The organism is Weizmannia acidilactici, from assembly GCF_008974185.1.
GTDB lineage: Bacteria > Bacillota > Bacilli > Bacillales > Bacillaceae_C > Weizmannia > Weizmannia acidilactici.
The window spans coordinates 1-15,323 of record NZ_BKZP01000048.1 but is presented as its reverse complement, the minus strand read 5'-3'; the positions used below and the strand labels follow the sequence as shown (position 1 = coordinate 15,323).

The 15,323-nt window shown below is 47.2% G+C and carries 15 protein-coding genes, 1 tRNA gene, 1 other RNA gene and 1 other annotated feature; of the genes, 13 read left to right on the top strand and 4 right to left on the bottom strand.

Annotated elements, in window-relative coordinates; translation table 11 throughout:
• Positions 1-157: 157 nt before the first annotated feature.
• Positions 158-1,090, bottom strand: a complete 933-nt coding sequence (locus BpJC4_RS14800; protein ID WP_253724333.1) for a YaaC family protein — start codon at positions 1,088-1,090, stop codon at positions 158-160.
• A gap of 119 nt (positions 1,091-1,209) precedes the next feature.
• Between BpJC4_RS14800 and guaB the strand changes: the two genes are divergently transcribed.
• The 6 genes from guaB to BpJC4_RS14770 all read left to right on the top strand — a co-directional run bounded on the left by guaB (position 1,210) and on the right by BpJC4_RS14770 (position 7,616).
• The gene (gene guaB, locus BpJC4_RS14795) at positions 1,210-2,676 is read left to right on the top strand and encodes an IMP dehydrogenase (RefSeq protein ID WP_151681939.1); all 1,467 of its coding nucleotides are present in this window, start codon (positions 1,210-1,212) and stop codon (positions 2,674-2,676) included.
• A 146-nt stretch (positions 2,677-2,822) separates the two neighbouring features.
• Positions 2,823-4,139 (top strand): serine hydrolase, encoded by a 1,317-nt coding sequence (locus BpJC4_RS14790; RefSeq protein ID WP_151698130.1) that lies wholly within the window; start codon positions 2,823-2,825, stop codon positions 4,137-4,139.
• Between the two features lie 203 nt (positions 4,140-4,342).
• Complete coding sequence (pdxS, locus tag BpJC4_RS14785) at positions 4,343-5,227, top strand: pyridoxal 5'-phosphate synthase lyase subunit PdxS (RefSeq protein WP_172968375.1); 885 nt, start codon at positions 4,343-4,345, stop codon at positions 5,225-5,227.
• A gap of 11 nt (positions 5,228-5,238) precedes the next feature.
• Positions 5,239-5,802 carry a pyridoxal 5'-phosphate synthase glutaminase subunit PdxT gene (pdxT, locus tag BpJC4_RS14780; protein ID WP_151681942.1) on the top strand — a complete coding sequence of 188 codons (564 nt, stop codon included), beginning with the start codon at positions 5,239-5,241 and terminating at the stop codon, positions 5,800-5,802.
• Positions 5,803-5,864: 62 nt separating this feature from the next.
• Positions 5,865-6,089 (top strand) — a binding site (T-box leader).
• Between the two features lie 50 nt (positions 6,090-6,139).
• Positions 6,140-7,417 carry a serine--tRNA ligase gene (gene serS / locus BpJC4_RS14775; protein ID WP_151681943.1) on the top strand — a complete coding sequence of 426 codons (1,278 nt, stop codon included), beginning with the start codon at positions 6,140-6,142 and terminating at the stop codon, positions 7,415-7,417.
• 105 nt (positions 7,418-7,522) lie between these two features.
• A tRNA-Ser gene (locus tag BpJC4_RS14770) sits at positions 7,523-7,616 on the top strand.
• Between the two features lie 104 nt (positions 7,617-7,720).
• Here the strand turns inward: BpJC4_RS14770 and BpJC4_RS14765 are convergent.
• From BpJC4_RS14765 to BpJC4_RS14755, 3 genes are all read right to left on the bottom strand, one after another.
• Positions 7,721-8,422, bottom strand: a complete 702-nt coding sequence (locus tag BpJC4_RS14765) for a deoxynucleoside kinase (RefSeq protein ID WP_151681952.1) — start codon at positions 8,420-8,422, stop codon at positions 7,721-7,723.
• Positions 8,409-9,059 carry a deoxynucleoside kinase gene (locus tag BpJC4_RS14760; protein ID WP_151681951.1) on the bottom strand — a complete coding sequence of 217 codons (651 nt, stop codon included), beginning with the start codon at positions 9,057-9,059 and terminating at the stop codon, positions 8,409-8,411. The genes BpJC4_RS14765 and BpJC4_RS14760 overlap by 14 nt, the downstream gene beginning before the upstream one ends.
• A 202-nt stretch (positions 9,060-9,261) precedes the next feature.
• On the bottom strand, positions 9,262-10,551 hold the full coding sequence (locus BpJC4_RS14755; RefSeq protein ID WP_151681950.1) for a glycoside hydrolase family 18 protein: 1,290 nt from the start codon (positions 10,549-10,551) through the stop codon (positions 9,262-9,264).
• 300 nt (positions 10,552-10,851) lie between these two features.
• On the opposite strand from BpJC4_RS14755, the gene tadA reads away from it, so the two are divergent.
• The 7 genes from tadA to BpJC4_RS14720 all read left to right on the top strand — a co-directional run bounded on the left by tadA (position 10,852) and on the right by BpJC4_RS14720 (position 15,102).
• Positions 10,852-11,361, top strand: a complete 510-nt coding sequence (gene tadA / locus BpJC4_RS14750; protein ID WP_151681949.1) for a tRNA adenosine(34) deaminase TadA — start codon at positions 10,852-10,854, stop codon at positions 11,359-11,361.
• An 88-nt stretch (positions 11,362-11,449) separates the two neighbouring features.
• Positions 11,450-11,714, top strand: an RNA gene (gene ffs, locus BpJC4_RS14745) — signal recognition particle sRNA large type.
• A 164-nt stretch (positions 11,715-11,878) separates the two neighbouring features.
• Entirely contained in the window at positions 11,879-13,570 is a 1,692-nt protein-coding gene (dnaX, locus tag BpJC4_RS14740) for a DNA polymerase III subunit gamma/tau (RefSeq protein ID WP_151681948.1), read from the top strand.
• A 23-nt stretch (positions 13,571-13,593) separates the two neighbouring features.
• Positions 13,594-13,911 (top strand): YbaB/EbfC family nucleoid-associated protein, encoded by a 318-nt coding sequence (locus BpJC4_RS14735; RefSeq protein WP_371862197.1) that lies wholly within the window; start codon positions 13,594-13,596, stop codon positions 13,909-13,911.
• A 14-nt stretch (positions 13,912-13,925) separates the two neighbouring features.
• Complete coding sequence (recR, locus tag BpJC4_RS14730) at positions 13,926-14,522, top strand: recombination mediator RecR (RefSeq protein WP_151698128.1); 597 nt, start codon at positions 13,926-13,928, stop codon at positions 14,520-14,522.
• Between the two features lie 19 nt (positions 14,523-14,541).
• Complete coding sequence (locus tag BpJC4_RS14725; protein WP_151681945.1) at positions 14,542-14,754, top strand: YaaL family protein; 213 nt, start codon at positions 14,542-14,544, stop codon at positions 14,752-14,754.
• Between the two features lie 81 nt (positions 14,755-14,835).
• The gene (locus BpJC4_RS14720) at positions 14,836-15,102 is read left to right on the top strand and encodes a pro-sigmaK processing inhibitor BofA family protein (protein ID WP_151681944.1); all 267 of its coding nucleotides are present in this window, start codon (positions 14,836-14,838) and stop codon (positions 15,100-15,102) included.
• The last annotated feature ends 221 nt before the right edge of the window (positions 15,103-15,323 follow it).

Here is a 15,323-nt window from a genome sequence, read left to right as displayed (position 1 = left end):
CTCGCATATTTTAAAGTATCCGGGGTCGTTCGGTTCTCCTGGATAAAGGAATCCGGCCATTTTTCAATAAAAATACTGATACGTTAAAATACGGGGTACCAGCTTTTTTCCCCATACGCCAAATGAAAACTCCGCCTCCTCATGCCACAAAATGTATTCATTCATTTTTAGCCGTAAGAAACTGCAGGCATAAGAACGGTCCTTTTTCCATTGCGGTGTGCAAAAAAAGGGTGATGGCCGGGAAGTCGGATGTTTCCCGGCTTTTGAGCAGTTCCGCCCACCATTCCGTTTCGTACCGGGAGATCATGCTGAGGTTGTACAAAAGCAAGTAATGGACCAGTATATCCGGGAGGTCGTTTTCTTTATGCATTTTAAACGGAAAGCAAAATTGCTTTTTAAAAAGATGGAACCGAAACGGCAGGGGAAGAAACCCGCCGCAAGAAAATGAAACGCCCCCTTCATCCGCTCCAACGCCCTCAAGTCTGCCGTGCATTTTTTCAGCCAAATAGTTGGAAAATCTTTCAGCTGTCATATGAAAGCCGTCCAGAACCTTGGAAGGCAGGAGGTATTTGCCGCCTTTTTCTTCAACAAAAATAAAATGCTTTTGATGGGGAAATGCAGTGTCGAGTTCCGGAATTTGCATGAGCAGGCTTTGCATGGAATATTTATTGCCTTCTAACGGGCCAAGCTGAAACATTTTATTTGCGAGATGGGCGCATAACCCCATTTTTTGGATTTTGACTTCATCTTCACCAAACCGGTAGTTTTGTTTCTTTTTTTTCCGCGATGTTACTCCGTGTGCCAGGACAGAAGTCGTTTCGGGATAGAGCGGGTCGACTGACAGCAGGCAGGCTTTCAGCAAATGGACAAAGCCGTAAAAAAGCAGGACGGGCTGGATCGAAACGGGTGCCTGTATTGCCTGACGGTAGTAAGCTTCCCCATGTTCCAGGTAATACATAAAAGCGTAGCAGTTCTCATAGCTTTTGGCGGAAAAATCGTCATACCCCGCAGTTTTATACCGGTTCTTTAAATATGCTTGTGTATATTCAGCCGATTGAAATTGTATCAGTTCGTCCCAGTGATTGATCACAGCCAATATTTCGCCCTCCGAATTAACTGAATAGTTTTATATGTCGTTAGGATCTTGACAGTATTATGTCCAATTGATAACCTACTAATAATATTCTTATCAGTTCAGGAGGGGTTCGCATGTGGGAATCGAAGTTCGTGAAGGAAGGCCTTACTTTTGATGATGTACTTTTAATACCTGCGAAATCAGACGTATTGCCAAAAGATGTCAACACAAGTGTAGCATTGACCGGAACATTGGAACTGAACATCCCGATTATCAGCGCCGGCATGGATACCGTTACGGAAGCAGAAATGGCGATTGCGATGGCAAGGCAGGGCGGACTCGGCATCATCCATAAAAATATGAGCATTGAACAGCAGGCGGAACAGGTGGACCGTGTAAAACGATCGGAAAACGGCGTCATCACCAATCCGTTTTTCCTTACTCCGGATGAGCAGGTGTTTGCGGCAGAGCATTTAATGAGCAAGTACCGGATTTCCGGTGTGCCGATTGTTAATAACCGGGAAGAACAGAAACTTGTCGGGATTTTGACCAACCGCGACATGCGGTTCATTGAAGATTATTCCATTCAAATCTCGGACGTCATGACGAAGGAAAATTTGGTGACGGCCCCCGTAGGTACGACATTGAATGAAGCGGAACAGCTTTTGCACCGCTATAAAATTGAAAAGCTTCCGCTTGTTGATGGCAACGGCGTGCTGAAAGGGCTCATTACGATCAAAGATATCGAAAAAGTCATCGAATTTCCAAATGCTGCAAAAGACGAACAAGGCCGCCTTTTAGCCGGTGCGGCGGTCGGCGTAACGAAAGATGCGATGAAACGGGTGGAAATGCTTGTTGAAGCCGGGGTTGACGTGATTGTCATCGATACGGCACACGGCCATTCAAAAGATGTACTTGAGACGGTTGCGCAAATCCGGAAAGCATACCCTTCATTAAATATGATTGCGGGGAATGTCGCAACGGCGGAAGGAACAAAAGCGCTGATTGATGCCGGTGCCGATATTGTAAAAGTCGGGATCGGACCGGGTTCAATCTGCACTACAAGGGTTGTCGCCGGCGTCGGTGTGCCGCAAATTACGGCGATCTACGATTGTGCAACGGAAGCGAGAAAATACGGAAAGGCGATCATTGCGGACGGCGGCATCAAATATTCCGGCGATATTGTAAAAGCATTGGCTGCAGGCGGCCATGCCGTCATGCTCGGAAGCTTGCTTGCCGGGACGTCGGAAAGCCCGGGGGAAACGGAAATTTACCAGGGGCGGCAGTATAAAGTTTACCGCGGCATGGGGTCGATTGGTGCAATGGAAAAAGGGTCCAGAGACCGCTACTTCCAAGAAGATGCGAAAAAACTTGTGCCGGAAGGGATTGAAGGCCGTGTTCCATTTAAAGGCAGCCTGCAGGATGTGATCTATCAATTAATCGGCGGCCTGCGTTCCGGTATGGGATACTGCGGTGCGAAAGATTTAACAGCATTGCGGGAAGAAGCCCAGTTTATCCGTATGACAGGGGCAGGTTTACGCGAAAGCCATCCGCATGATGTGCAAATCACAAAAGAAGCACCGAATTATTCTTTATCTTAATAAACTCAAGAATGCGTATGGCTGTGGCGGGAGCGATTCCTCCTGCCATTTTTTATGTGATTTTATAGACTTTGTTCATCTACTTTTTCAGCTTGAACTATGTTAAAATATGCAAAGTGCATACATATCATGATGGAGGGTTAAAAGTGAAAAAAAGGTTGCAGAAAATGACATTCGCTTTTTTGGCGTGCCTTTTGGCTGCAGGGGTTTTGCAGCTGCCAAAAAAAGCTTATGCGCAGGATAATTTGGACATTCATGCAAAAGCAGCGATTCTCATCGATGCGGACAACGGACAAATATTGTATGAGAAAAATGCTGACCAGGCATTGGGTATTGCTTCCATGAGCAAAATGATGACGGAATACCTTCTTTTAAAAGCAATCCATGAAAAGAAAATCTCATGGGATCAAAAAGTGACGATCAGCGATTATGCGTACCACGTTTCCCAAAAGCGTGACCTTTCCAATGTGCCGTTAAGAAAAGGCGAGAAATATACCGTGAAAGAATTGTTCCAGGCAATGGCCATTTATTCGGCAAACGGCGCAACCATCGCACTTGCGGAAACGTTGGGCGGAACGGAAAAAAACTACCTTAACATGATGAATAAACAGGCAAAAACATTCGGCCTGACGAATTATAAGTTTGTGAACACAACAGGCTTAAATAACAGGGATTTAGACGGCATGCAACCGGGTGGGACAGGCAGTACGGAAGAAAATCTTGTGTCAGCTAGATCTGTTGCAAAGATTGCATACCATTTGATCCATGATTACCCTGAAATTTTACAAACAACCAGCATTGCGAAAATGAAATTCCGTGCCGGGACGAATGATGAAATTGCAATGCAGAACTGGAACTGGATGCTCCCTTCTTTGGTGTACGGAAGGCAGGGCGTTGACGGCCTGAAAACCGGCAACACGGATTATGCGGGATATTGCTTTACAGGAACGTCAAAACAAAACGGCATGCGGATTATTACAGTCGTCCTTCATGCGGAAGATGCAAACGGAAAAAGCACGATGAAAGCCCGTTTTGATGAAACGAATAAATTAATGGATTATGCTTATAACAACTTTACAGAGAAAACACTTTACCCGAAAGGCTATACGGTGAAAAAGACGGTCAGCGTGAAAGCCGGGAAAGAAAAGCAGGCTGCTGTCGCCACAAAAGCGCCGCTCATCGTTGCTGTGAAAAACGGAGAAGATAAGATGTACAAGCAGGTTGTAAAACTGGATTCGAAGCAAATCACGGCGCCGGTGAAAAAAGGCATGAAGGTCGGTACATTGTACGCTCAATATACAGGCGGCCAGGAGCTCGGTTACTTGTACGGCCCGAAATCGGCAAACGTTGCTTTGGTCACGAAAAACGATATCGAAAAAGCCAACTGGTTTGTGCGGATGATGCGCGGGATTGGCGGTTTCTTCTCCGGCCTTTGGCAACACACGGTCGGCAGCTTATTTTAAAATTTCAGGGCAAGGATTTCTTGTCCTGTTTTTTTATGGGGATAGTTTCGCGGAATCAACATGGTTCGTCAGCACAGCCTAATGAAAATTCTTTTACAAAGGCGCGGAAAAATTTTGCTTCTTGACAAGCCTGCTTTTTTGGTGTTTATTTAAATTATTGTACATATAAATAAGAATTTTTAATTTTATAAAGGGGCGTACAAATCATGAAAACAGGAACAGATCTAGTGAAACGCGGCATGGCGGAAATGCAGAAGGGCGGAGTCATCATGGATGTCGTCAATGCCGAACAGGCGAAACTTGCTGAAGAGGCAGGCGCTGTCGCCGTAATGGCATTAGAACGCGTTCCGTCCGATATCCGCAAAGCAGGCGGTGTTGCCCGTATGGCTGATCCGCGCATCATCGAAGAAGTGATGGCAGCGGTCAGCATTCCGGTGATGGCAAAAGCAAGAATCGGCCATATTGTAGAAGCACGCGTGCTTGAGGCGATGGGTGTTGATTACATTGATGAAAGTGAAGTATTGACGCCGGCTGATGAAGAATTCCATATCAATAAAAAAGAATTTACTGTCCCGTTTGTGTGCGGCTGCCGTGATTTGGGCGAAGCTGCCCGCCGGATCGGGGAAGGCGCCTCGATGTTAAGGACAAAAGGTGAACCGGGAACAGGGAATATTGTCGAAGCAGTACGGCATATGCGCAGGGTGAATGCACAGGTGCGCAAAGTCGTGAATATGAGCGAAGATGAGCTGATGACGGAAGCAAAGCAGCTTGGTGCCCCTTATGAAGTGTTGCTGCAAATCAAAAAAGAAGGCAGGCTGCCGGTTGTGAACTTTGCTGCAGGCGGGGTGGCGACACCGGCAGATGCGGCTTTAATGATGCAGCTTGGTGCAGACGGTGTGTTTGTCGGATCCGGCATTTTCAAATCGGAAAACCCGGAAAAATATGCAAAAGCGATTGTCGAAGCGACGACCCATTATCAAGATTATAAATTGATTGCCGAATTGTCGAAAGATCTTGGCATGGCAATGAAAGGACTTGAAATTTCAACATTGCCGGCTGAAGCAAGAATGCAGGAGCGCGGCTGGTAAGGAGAATCAGCATGAAGAAAATCGGAGTTTTGGGCCTGCAGGGCGCTGTCCGGGAACATATCCGGGCAGTGGAAAATTGCGGGGCGGAAGGAATCGTCATCAAGAAAAAAGAGCAACTGGAAGAAATAGATGGCCTGATCCTCCCGGGCGGGGAAAGCACAACGATGCGCCGGTTAATTGACCGGTACGGTTTTATGGACGAATTGAAGCAGTTTGCCAAAAGCGGAGGCCCGGTATTCGGCACTTGCGCAGGCCTGATTTTGCTTGCTAAACGCATTGAAGGCCAGAATGATGCCCATATTGGCGCGATGGATATCACGGTTGCGCGCAATTCGTTCGGCCGCCAGCGGGAAAGCTTTGAAGAAACGATCCGTGTTGAAGGTGTGGCGGAAGATTTTCCGGCAGTTTTTATACGCGCGCCCCATATCGTGTCTGTTGAAAACAACGTCGACATCCTTGCCGAATGCCGCGGAAGGATCGTCGCTGTCCGGGAGGGGAACCTGCTTGGATGCTCGTTCCATCCGGAATTAACGGATGATCTGCGCATGACCGAATATTTTTTGAACATGGCGTAAGTCGCGCATAGCCTGTTGCAAATCGGATAAAATTGTAGTACATTAATGTGTAAATTAAGAATGTAAAAGCTATGACAGGAACCAGTAGCAGAACGTTTTTCCGAAAGAGAGTCGGTGGCTGGTGGAAACCGATGGGAAGCTTCTGTGAATCCATCCTTGAGCGGGGTGTTGAAAGTCCGGACGAGTAGGCATCCCCGGGAATAAAAACCCGTTATCCATGCAAAGCGGAAAACAAATGGTTTTGTTTTCAAATTGGGTGGCAACGCGGGTCAACTCTCGTCCCTGTTTCAGGGCGGGAGTTTTTTATTTGAATTATGATAAAAGGAGAAGGATTAGCATGTTGGACATGAAATTTTTGCGTGCGAATTTTGACGAAGTAAAGAAGCGGATGCAGCACCGCGGCGAGGATTTGGCAGATTTTGAAAAATTCGGGGGGCTGGATAAAAAACGCCGTGAACTGATCATGGAAAGCGAGAAGTTAAAAAACAAACGGAATGAAGTTTCGCAGCAGGTAGCGGTGCTGAAGCGCGAAAAGAAAGATGCAACGCATTTGATCGAAGAAATGCGCGAAGTAGGGGATAAAATCAAAAGCCTTGATGCCGAGTTAAAAGAAGTGGAAGCAGAGCTTGAATCATTGATGCTTTCAATTCCAAACATTCCGCATGAAAGCGTGCCGATCGGCGACAGCGAAGACGATAATGTCGAAATCCGCAAATGGGGGGAAGTGCGCCAGTTCGGATTTGAACCGAAACCGCACTGGGATCTTGCGGCAAATTTGGATATTCTTGACTTTGAAAGGGCCGCAAAAGTAACCGGCAGCCGCTTTGTGTTTTATAAAGGGCTCGGCGCCCGCCTGGAACGCGCCCTCTACAATTTCATGCTTGATCTGCATGTGGAGGAACATGGCTATGAAGAAGTTTTGCCGCCGTATATGGTAAATCGCGCCAGCATGACAGGGACGGGGCAGCTGCCGAAATTTGAAGAAGATGCTTTCCTGGTGGAAAGCAAAGACTACTTCCTGATCCCGACAGCCGAAGTGCCGGTGACAAACTACCACCGCGATGAAATTTTGAACGGCGACGATCTGCCGATCAGTTATGTGGCATTCAGCGCCTGTTTCCGTTCCGAAGCGGGTTCTGCCGGGCGTGATACACGCGGTTTGATCCGGCAGCACCAATTCAATAAGGTGGAGCTTGTGAAATTTGTGAAACCGGAAGACTCCTATGACGAACTCGAAAAATTGACGGGCCATGCCGAAAAAGTGCTCCAGCTGTTGGGTCTGCCTTACCGTGTGATGAGCATGTGCACTGCCGACCTCGGTTTTACGGCAGCGAAAAAATATGACATTGAAGTGTGGCTCCCAAGCTCCAATACGTACCGTGAAATTTCTTCTTGCAGCAATTTCGAAGCATTTCAGGCAAGGCGCGCGAATATCCGCTTCCGCAGGGAACCAAACGCCAAACCGGAACATGTCCATACGCTGAACGGTTCAGGGCTTGCGATCGGGCGCACAGTTGCGGCGGTGCTTGAAAATTACCAGCAGGAAGATGGCAGCGTCGTGATTCCTGAAGTGCTCCGTCCGTATATGCGCGTGGATGTGATTAAACCGAAATAAGGCGGAAATACCCGGCTTCCGAATGGCGAAAAGAAGCCGGGTGATTTTTTTATCCTATTCTTGACTTGTTTTTGGGGGGTAGGTTATAATCTTTTCTGTCAATACGGAGGAATACCCAAGTCTGGCTGAAGGGATCGGTCTTGAAAACCGACAGGCGGGTCACACCCGCGCGGGGGTTCGAATCCCTCTTCCTCCGCCACTTAGAGAAGCAAACACGCATAGAAATTGGAGATACAAAAGCCCGTTACTGTGGTAACGGGCTTTTTGTATCGGTAAAAAAAGCGGAGGGCCGGTTCAACGTTTTTAGGCAAAATCCGGATTTGAAATGAAATCCCGCTTATTTTTTACGGTTGCGACCTGCTGAAGCATATAACCGATCCTTTCGACAATCGGTTCAATTGCATCTTTATTTTGGAAAAGATCGTACTCGTTGATATTCAGTCTGAGAACCGGACAGGCGTTGAATGAATTGATCCACTGCTCGTATCTTTTGTGCATTTCAATCCAATATTCAACAGGGGTCTGCTGTTCCATCGGGCGCCCGCGTTTTTTAATTCTTTCCAAGATGTCCTCTAAATCGCCTTCCAAATAGATCATCAGGTCTGGATGCGGGAAATACGGCGTCATCACCATCGCTTCAAACAAGTTTTTGTATGTTTCATAATCAACAGCCGACATATTGCCCTTTTCGTAATGCATTTGTGCAAAGATCCCTGTATCTTCATAGATCGAACGGTCCTGGACAAACCCGCCGCCATATTCAAACATCCGTTTCTGTTCCTTGAACCTTTCCGCAAGAAAATAGACTTGAAGATGGAAACTCCACCTTTTAAAATCATTGTAAAATTTATCTAAATACGGATTTGTATCCACTTTTTCAAACGAAGTCCGGAAATTGAGCGCCTCCGCAAGCGCGCGGGTCAAGGTGGATTTGCCGGCGCCAACGGTTCCCGCAACCGTGATCACCGTCCGGCATGGAATATTGTATTTTTCACGAAGCTCCATTGGTATGTACTCCTTTTTGTAAGGTTTGTTCCAAATGAAAAAGAATGTATTGCAAATCGCTTTTGTTTTGGACAAAATCGAGTTGGTCGCCGTCAAAGCGCAGCACCGGGATGTCCGGATGGGCGGACTCAAATCGGCTCATAAACCGGTCATAATCATCGGAGAGCGTGCGCAAATAATCTTTCTGCATATTTTTTTCAATCTCACGGCCTCTTATTTGGATCCGTTTCAGTAAGGTTTCAAGGCTTGCCCGCAGATAAATGACGATATTTGGCTGTGGCATATCAGCCGTTAAAATGCGGTAAATCTGTAAATATTTCTCATACTCGCTGTCCTTTAACGTCCGCTTTGCAAAAATCAAATTTTTAAAAATATGGTAATCCGCAACGACGGGATACCCGTGCTGCAAATGGTTTTTCTTGATGTCACCCAGCTGCTTGTAGCGGTTGCAGAGGAAAAACATCTCCGTTTGGAAACTCCATTCCTCTATATTCGTGTAAAATTTTCCCAAAAAGGGATTTTCATCTACAATTTCTTTCAGCAGGCGGAAAGAAAAATGTTCTGAGATGGCTTTTGCCAATGAAGTTTTGCCGATCCCGATCGGACCCTCCACGGCAATAAACGGTATTCTATACATAGCGACCCTCCCGTTGAAGCGATTGTTTCTGCATGTTTATCCCATTTTTTGCACACTGCTGCTATTTTAGCATAACTGCACGGCGGTTGGATATACGGGAATGGAAGAGAGGGTTTAGCGGTTCCGGGTTGGGGTATTGGTAAAGCTTTTTGAACGGGATAAGGATCCTTCAAAAAAGAAAAAAGCAACGGGAGCCGCTGCTTTATGAAGGGCGTTTTACGACATCAAAATTGTCGGCGATCAGCAGCCAGTTCTGCGGGAAAGCAAGGCCGAGCTTCCAGTAGCTGATGCCCCTCAGCCCAAGTTCTTTAACCAAATTAAATTTTGCCTGGATGGAGCGGGCATCTTCGAACCAAACTGTGTGCCGCCTGTTGTTTTCGTCTGTATAATCAAAATGGGGAGCCTCAGATCTCGTGTCATATTGGATTGGCACATTGTATCTTGCCGCCAGCCGGATCGCCTGCTGCGGGCTGACCGCTCTTGCGGTATCCCCGGGAGTAAATGGCAGCGTCCAATCATAACCGTAAAGATTTTGCCCCATCAAAATTTTATTTGGCGGGATTTCTGTCACCGCATAGCGTAATACATCGCGCACCGGGCCGATCGGCGATACCGGCATCGGCGGGCCGCCGCTGTAGCCCCATTCATACGTCATAATGACGACAAAATCGGCTATCTCGCCGTGGGCTTTATAGTCATGGGCTTCATACCAGCGCCCGACCTGTCCGGCGCTTGTTTTCGGGGCCAATGCGGTGGACATCAGCCACCCTTCCTGATTGAAACGCGCTTTTGCTTTCCGCAAAAAGCGGTTGTACGCTTCGCGGTCCTCCGGGCGCAAATATTCGAAATCGAAGTGGATGTCACGGAAACCGAGCCGTCTTGCTGTTGAAACAATTTCATTTAAAAATTTTTCCTGGACGGTTTCATTTGTCAAAAGAATGCGCCCCAATTCATCGCTGAACTGCCCACTTTCTTGATTGCAGATCACCATCATCAAAATCACATTTTGCGCATCGGCAATCGTCCGCAAGTTCCCGAGGGGCGGGGCAACCAATGTTCCGTCGCGGTTCACTCGGAAAGCAAACGGGGCCAGGTATGTTAAATAAGGGGCAGCTTTCCGGGCGCTCGTTTCCAGCTGGGCCGAAACGGTATTTCCAAATGGTTCCACATATGCATTAAATTCCGCTCTTCTTTTTCTCTGGGCAGGTAAGTACAGGCGCTGGCCGGGCTGAAGCCTCTGATTCACGGAAATGCCGTTGATTCGGGCGAGCTCCTGGTAGGAGATTCCGGCCTTTTGCGCAATGGACCATAAACTGTCCCCTGGCCGTACCCAGTAAAAACTGCCGGCGATCGGTATGACAATTGCCTGTCCGATGACGAGCTGGTCCGGATTCGGGATTTCATTGGCCGAAATGATTTCCGAAGCCGGAACGCTGTATCTTTGTGCAATATTTATGATTGTATCATTTCTTTCGACAACATGGATTTGCAAAACAGTCCCCCCTTATCTATCCGATCCAGGGCGACCATAGCCCTGAATGTGTGCTTTTTAGGCTATTCACTATTGTTAAATGTATGCCGCGGGGGCTGTAAACATGTTATTTTTCCGGGCGGGTTCCTTCGGCAGATGGTAATTCCTCTTTTGGGTATATCAATGTTCTCTATCTGTCTAAAATTAATGGTCCTTTTGGCACGCGGGAATTCTTTGTTTGGGTGCTCCCGGCAGTGTTTTTTTCCGGGCGGGCTGTGTTACGATAAGAATACGGATGCTTTATGTGGAGGAGTTTTAGATTTGGAAAATCGGGATAAATATTATATGCGCTTAGCGATTGCGGAAGCCAAAAAAGCGGAAGCCATGAATGAAGTGCCGATCGGGGCGGTCATTGTCCTTGATGAAGAAGTGATCGCATCCGGCCATAACCTGCGGGAAACGACGCAAAACGCAGCGGCGCACGCCGAACTTTTGGCAATTGAAAAAGCTTGCGCGCGGACAGGGTCGTGGCGTCTCGAAAATGCCAAGCTGTACGTGACGCTTGAACCGTGCCCGATGTGCAGCGGCGCCATTTTGCAATCAAGGATCAAGCGGGTCGTATACGGAGCTAAAGATCCGAAAGCGGGCTGCGCGGGTACATTGATGAATTTGCTGCAGGATAGCCGTTTCAACCATCAAAGCGAAGTGGTAAGCGGTGTGCTCGAAGAAGAATGCGGGGAATTGCTGCGGTCATTTTTCCGGTCGCTAAGGGAAAAGAAAAAGAAAGAAAAAACGGTGGCCAAAAAGAATGGCACAAATTCCACCAATTAACAGGCAGGAGTGATTGCTTTTTTTCTAAAAGACAGGTATACTAAATTATGCGTTAGCCAATAACGCTTGAACAATGGTATCAATTTTGCCGCGCTAGGTGGGGAGGTAGCGGTGCCCTGTACCCGCAATCCGCTCCAGCGGGACTGAATCCCTTTCTGAGGCTGGCTGCTTGTAGGGTCTGCCTTAAGTAAGTGGTGTTGACGTCCGGGTCCTGCGCAATGGAACTCCATGAACCATGTCAGGTCCGGAAGGAAGCAGCATTAAGTGGACCATTCCATGTGCCGCAGGGCAGCCTGGGCTGAGCTAACTGCTTAAGTAACGCTTATGAGGGTTAGTCGAGGAAAGGTGCGCGGCAGTTTAATTTCATACAGCGATCAAACCCATCCTGGTTCGGGATGGGTTTTTCTATAGGGTGCGATTATGGATGTAAAATGGTTTGTCCTAAGGTATAATAAAAGAAATGTGTGAATCGGAAGCAGCATGATTACGACTGCAAATCAGGCCGGGAGGATTGAAAATGGCTTATCAGGCGTTATACCGTGTATGGCGGCCGCAGAAGTTTGCAGATGTTGTGGGGCAGGAGCATGTGACGAAAACGTTGCAGAATGCCCTCCTGCAGCAAAAGACAACGCATGCTTATCTTTTCTCTGGCCCAAGGGGTACAGGGAAAACGAGTGCCGCCAAAATTTTGGCGAAAGCGGTAAACTGCGAACATGCACCAACCGGGGAACCGTGCAATGAGTGCGCGGTATGCCGGGGCATTACGGACGGCACCATCCCAGATGTGATTGAAATCGACGCCGCATCCAATACCGGCGTGGATGACATCCGGGATATCCGCGACAAAGTCAAATATGCGCCGAGCGTCGTAAAATATAAAGTGTATATTATTGACGAAGTCCATATGCTGTCAATCGGCGCATTCAATGCATTGCTGAAAACACTGGAAGAACCCCCGAAGCATGTGATTTTTATTTTGGCAACAACCGAACCCCATAAAATTCCGCTTACGATTGTTTCCCGATGCCAGCGGTTTGATTTTAAAAGGATCACATCCCGGGACATTTTAAAACGGCTGATATACATTGCCGGCCAGACCGGGATTGAATATGATGAACAGGCGATGAATATCATTGCCCATGCAGCGGAAGGCGGCATGCGGGATGCTTTGAGCCTGCTTGACCAGGCGGTGTCTTTCAGCGATGGGAAAGTAAGGGTGGAAGATGCTTTAACGGTAACGGGCTCGATTTCCCAAAATGATTTCACCCAGCTTGCCCGGGCCATCCAAAAGAAAGATGTTGGAAAATGCCTGGACATCGTTGATGCGCTTCTTCAACAGGGAAAAGATGCTTCAAGGCTCGTTGAAGATTTTATCCTTTATTTCCGGGATATGCTTCTTTATAAAACCGCTCCGCAAATGGAAGAAGCCGTTGAAAAAGTATATATTGACGAAGAGATCAAAGAAATCAGTCGCGAGCTTTCGACCGATGAGATTTACCATTACATCGATATCCTGAACAAGACGCAGCAGGACATGCGGTTTTCAAATATGGTTAGGATATATTTGGAAGTAGCTTTTATCAAGCTTTGCGAGGAAAAAAAGCCGGCTCCCGCGGAAAACGATCTTGTCCAAAAGCTTGCCGCCAAAGTCCACGAGCTGGAAAAGGAAATACAGGCTTTAAAGCAAAACGGGCTGTCGCCGCGTGAAGATGAGGAAGCAAGGCCGGCCAGGCAGGCGCCGAAAAAAATTCCGCGTGCTTCGAAAGGTTTTAAGGTACAAGTCGGAAGGATTCATGATATATTAAGAGAAGCAACAAAACAGGATTTACAGCTCATCAAAGGCCACTGGAATGATATGATCGAGACGCTCAACAGCAGGCAGATGCGCTCGCAGGCGGCGCTTTTAAATGAAGCGGAACCGGTCGCGGCATCGCCCAATGCTTTTGTAATTAAGTTTAAGTATGAGATCCACTGCCAAATGGCGATGGAAAACCAGAAATTTTTACATGCCATCACGGCCGTGTTGAGTGAATTGACGGGCACTGCGTATCAGGCGGCAGGCGTTCCCGAAAATGAATGGAACATGATCAGGGAAAATTACATCCACCACCGTAAAGAAGAAACGGAGGAAGAAAAGATGCCGGATGATCCGGTTGTGTCCGAGGCGATCAAGCTGGTGGGTTCCGAATTAATTGAAATCAAAGACTAAATGGAGGGTTTAATATGCGTGGAATGGGAAATATGGGTAATATGCAAAAAATGATGAAACAGATGCAAAAAATGCAAAAAGAAGTGCTGCAGGCGCAGGAGCAGCTTGGCGAGCAAAAAGTGGAAGGCACGGCAGGCGGCGGTATGGTCACGGTCGTCGTTTCGGGCCATAAAAAAGTGCTTGAAGTGCGTATTAAGGAAGAAGTTGTCGATCCTGACGATATTGAAATGCTGCAGGATCTTGTGCTCGCCGCAACAAATGACGCGCTTAAAAAAGCAGACGAACTTTCAGAGCAGACAATGGGCAAATTTACGAAAGGGTTAAATATCCCGGGATTTTAAAGGTGTGGTCAACAATGCAATATCCTGAACCAATTACAAAATTAATGGATAGTTTTATGAAACTGCCAGGAATTGGGCCGAAAACCGCGGCCCGACTGGCGTTTTTTGTTCTTGATATGAAAGAAGACAGCGTACTCGAGTTCGCCAAGGCGCTTGTCGACGCGAAACGGGATTTGACGTACTGTTCCGTCTGCGGCCATATTACGGACCAGGACCCGTGCTATATTTGTTCCGATCCGCACCGTGACAGAAGTATCATTTGCGTTGTCCAGGAGCCGAAAGATGTGATCGCCATGGAAAAAATGAAAGAGTACAACGGATTGTACCATGTTTTACACGGGGCGATTTCGCCGATGGATGGCATCGGGCCGGAAGATATCAGTGTGCCGGACTTGTTGAAACGGCTGCAAGATGAAACCGTCCAGGAAGTTATTCTTGCAACCAATCCGAATATTGAGGGCGAAGCAACTGCCATGTATATTTCGAGGCTTTTAAAACCAACCGGCATTAAAGTGACGCGGATTGCGCACGGGCTTCCGGTGGGCGGCGATTTGGAATACGCCGATGAGGTCACTTTATCGAAAGCACTGGAAGGCAGAAGGGAAATTTAACCGTACGGGGTGGATATGGATGTTCAGCAAAAAGCAAAAGCTCAGGAAAGAATATGATGCGCTCCTTTTGGATTTGGTCACGGAGGTTAAAAATGAGTGGGCCCGTCAAAACGCCATCCAAAACATGAGCTTCGAATTCAACGAAGAACTGTACTACCGGACAAAAATTACGGAAGCAAAATATGTCTTTCTTTTCCGCGAAGTGAAGAAAAGGAAAATCAGCCTTCATTAACCGCGCGCTCCGGCTCAAGTTCTTTTTTGGACAACTTCTTCATAAAATGGCTGTAGCCAGAAAAAAAGGGGTGAACCAATTTTGAGCTCGACCGTTATCATTATCGCCATTGTGAGCCTGATTCTTCTCCTATTGTTTTCAACAGCTTTAACCAAACCGCTGCGGTGGGCGGGAAAGTTGTGCATAAAAGCCATCATAGGGGCTGTGCTCCTTTTCTTTTTAAATCAGCTTGGGGGCCGTTACGGGCTGCATATTCCCATTAATCTGGCTACGGTATCCGTATCCGGCATTCTGGGGGTTCCCGGCATTATCGGGCTGGCCGTTATTCAAACATGGATCCTGCCGTAACGGTCGGATAAACGTCAAAGAAAGAAACAGATTGCCGTTTCTTTCTTTGACGTTTTTTTTGATATTTTATTTAAAAAATATATTGACTGGAGTATACTATTTTAGTATAATTAATTTTGTCGCCGCAACTGGCATGAAACTTCTCGAAAAAAGTTATTGACATGCTTGGCGGTCGGTGATATGATATGAAAGTCGCTGAAAAACAAAGCGATTGATCCTTG

Excerpts from the sequence above, each read along its gene's own strand:
- guaB (WP_151681939.1), top strand. The coding sequence starts at position 1,210 with ATGTGGGAATCGAAGTTCGTGAAGGAAGGCCTTACTTTTGATGATGTA.
- pdxT (WP_151681942.1), top strand. The coding sequence starts at position 5,239 with ATGAAGAAAATCGGAGTTTTGGGCCTGCAGGGCGCTGTCCGGGAACAT.
- serS (WP_151681943.1), top strand. The coding sequence starts at position 6,140 with ATGTTGGACATGAAATTTTTGCGTGCGAATTTTGACGAAGTAAAGAAG.
- BpJC4_RS14765 (WP_151681952.1), bottom strand. The coding sequence starts at position 8,422 with ATGGAGCTTCGTGAAAAATACAATATTCCATGCCGGACGGTGATCACG.
- BpJC4_RS14760 (WP_151681951.1), bottom strand. The coding sequence starts at position 9,059 with ATGTATAGAATACCGTTTATTGCCGTGGAGGGTCCGATCGGGATCGGC.
- dnaX (WP_151681948.1), top strand. The coding sequence starts at position 11,879 with ATGGCTTATCAGGCGTTATACCGTGTATGGCGGCCGCAGAAGTTTGCA.
- BpJC4_RS14735 (WP_371862197.1), top strand. The coding sequence starts at position 13,594 with ATGGGAAATATGGGTAATATGCAAAAAATGATGAAACAGATGCAAAAA.
- recR (WP_151698128.1), top strand. The coding sequence starts at position 13,926 with ATGCAATATCCTGAACCAATTACAAAATTAATGGATAGTTTTATGAAA.
- BpJC4_RS14725 (WP_151681945.1), top strand. The coding sequence starts at position 14,542 with ATGTTCAGCAAAAAGCAAAAGCTCAGGAAAGAATATGATGCGCTCCTT.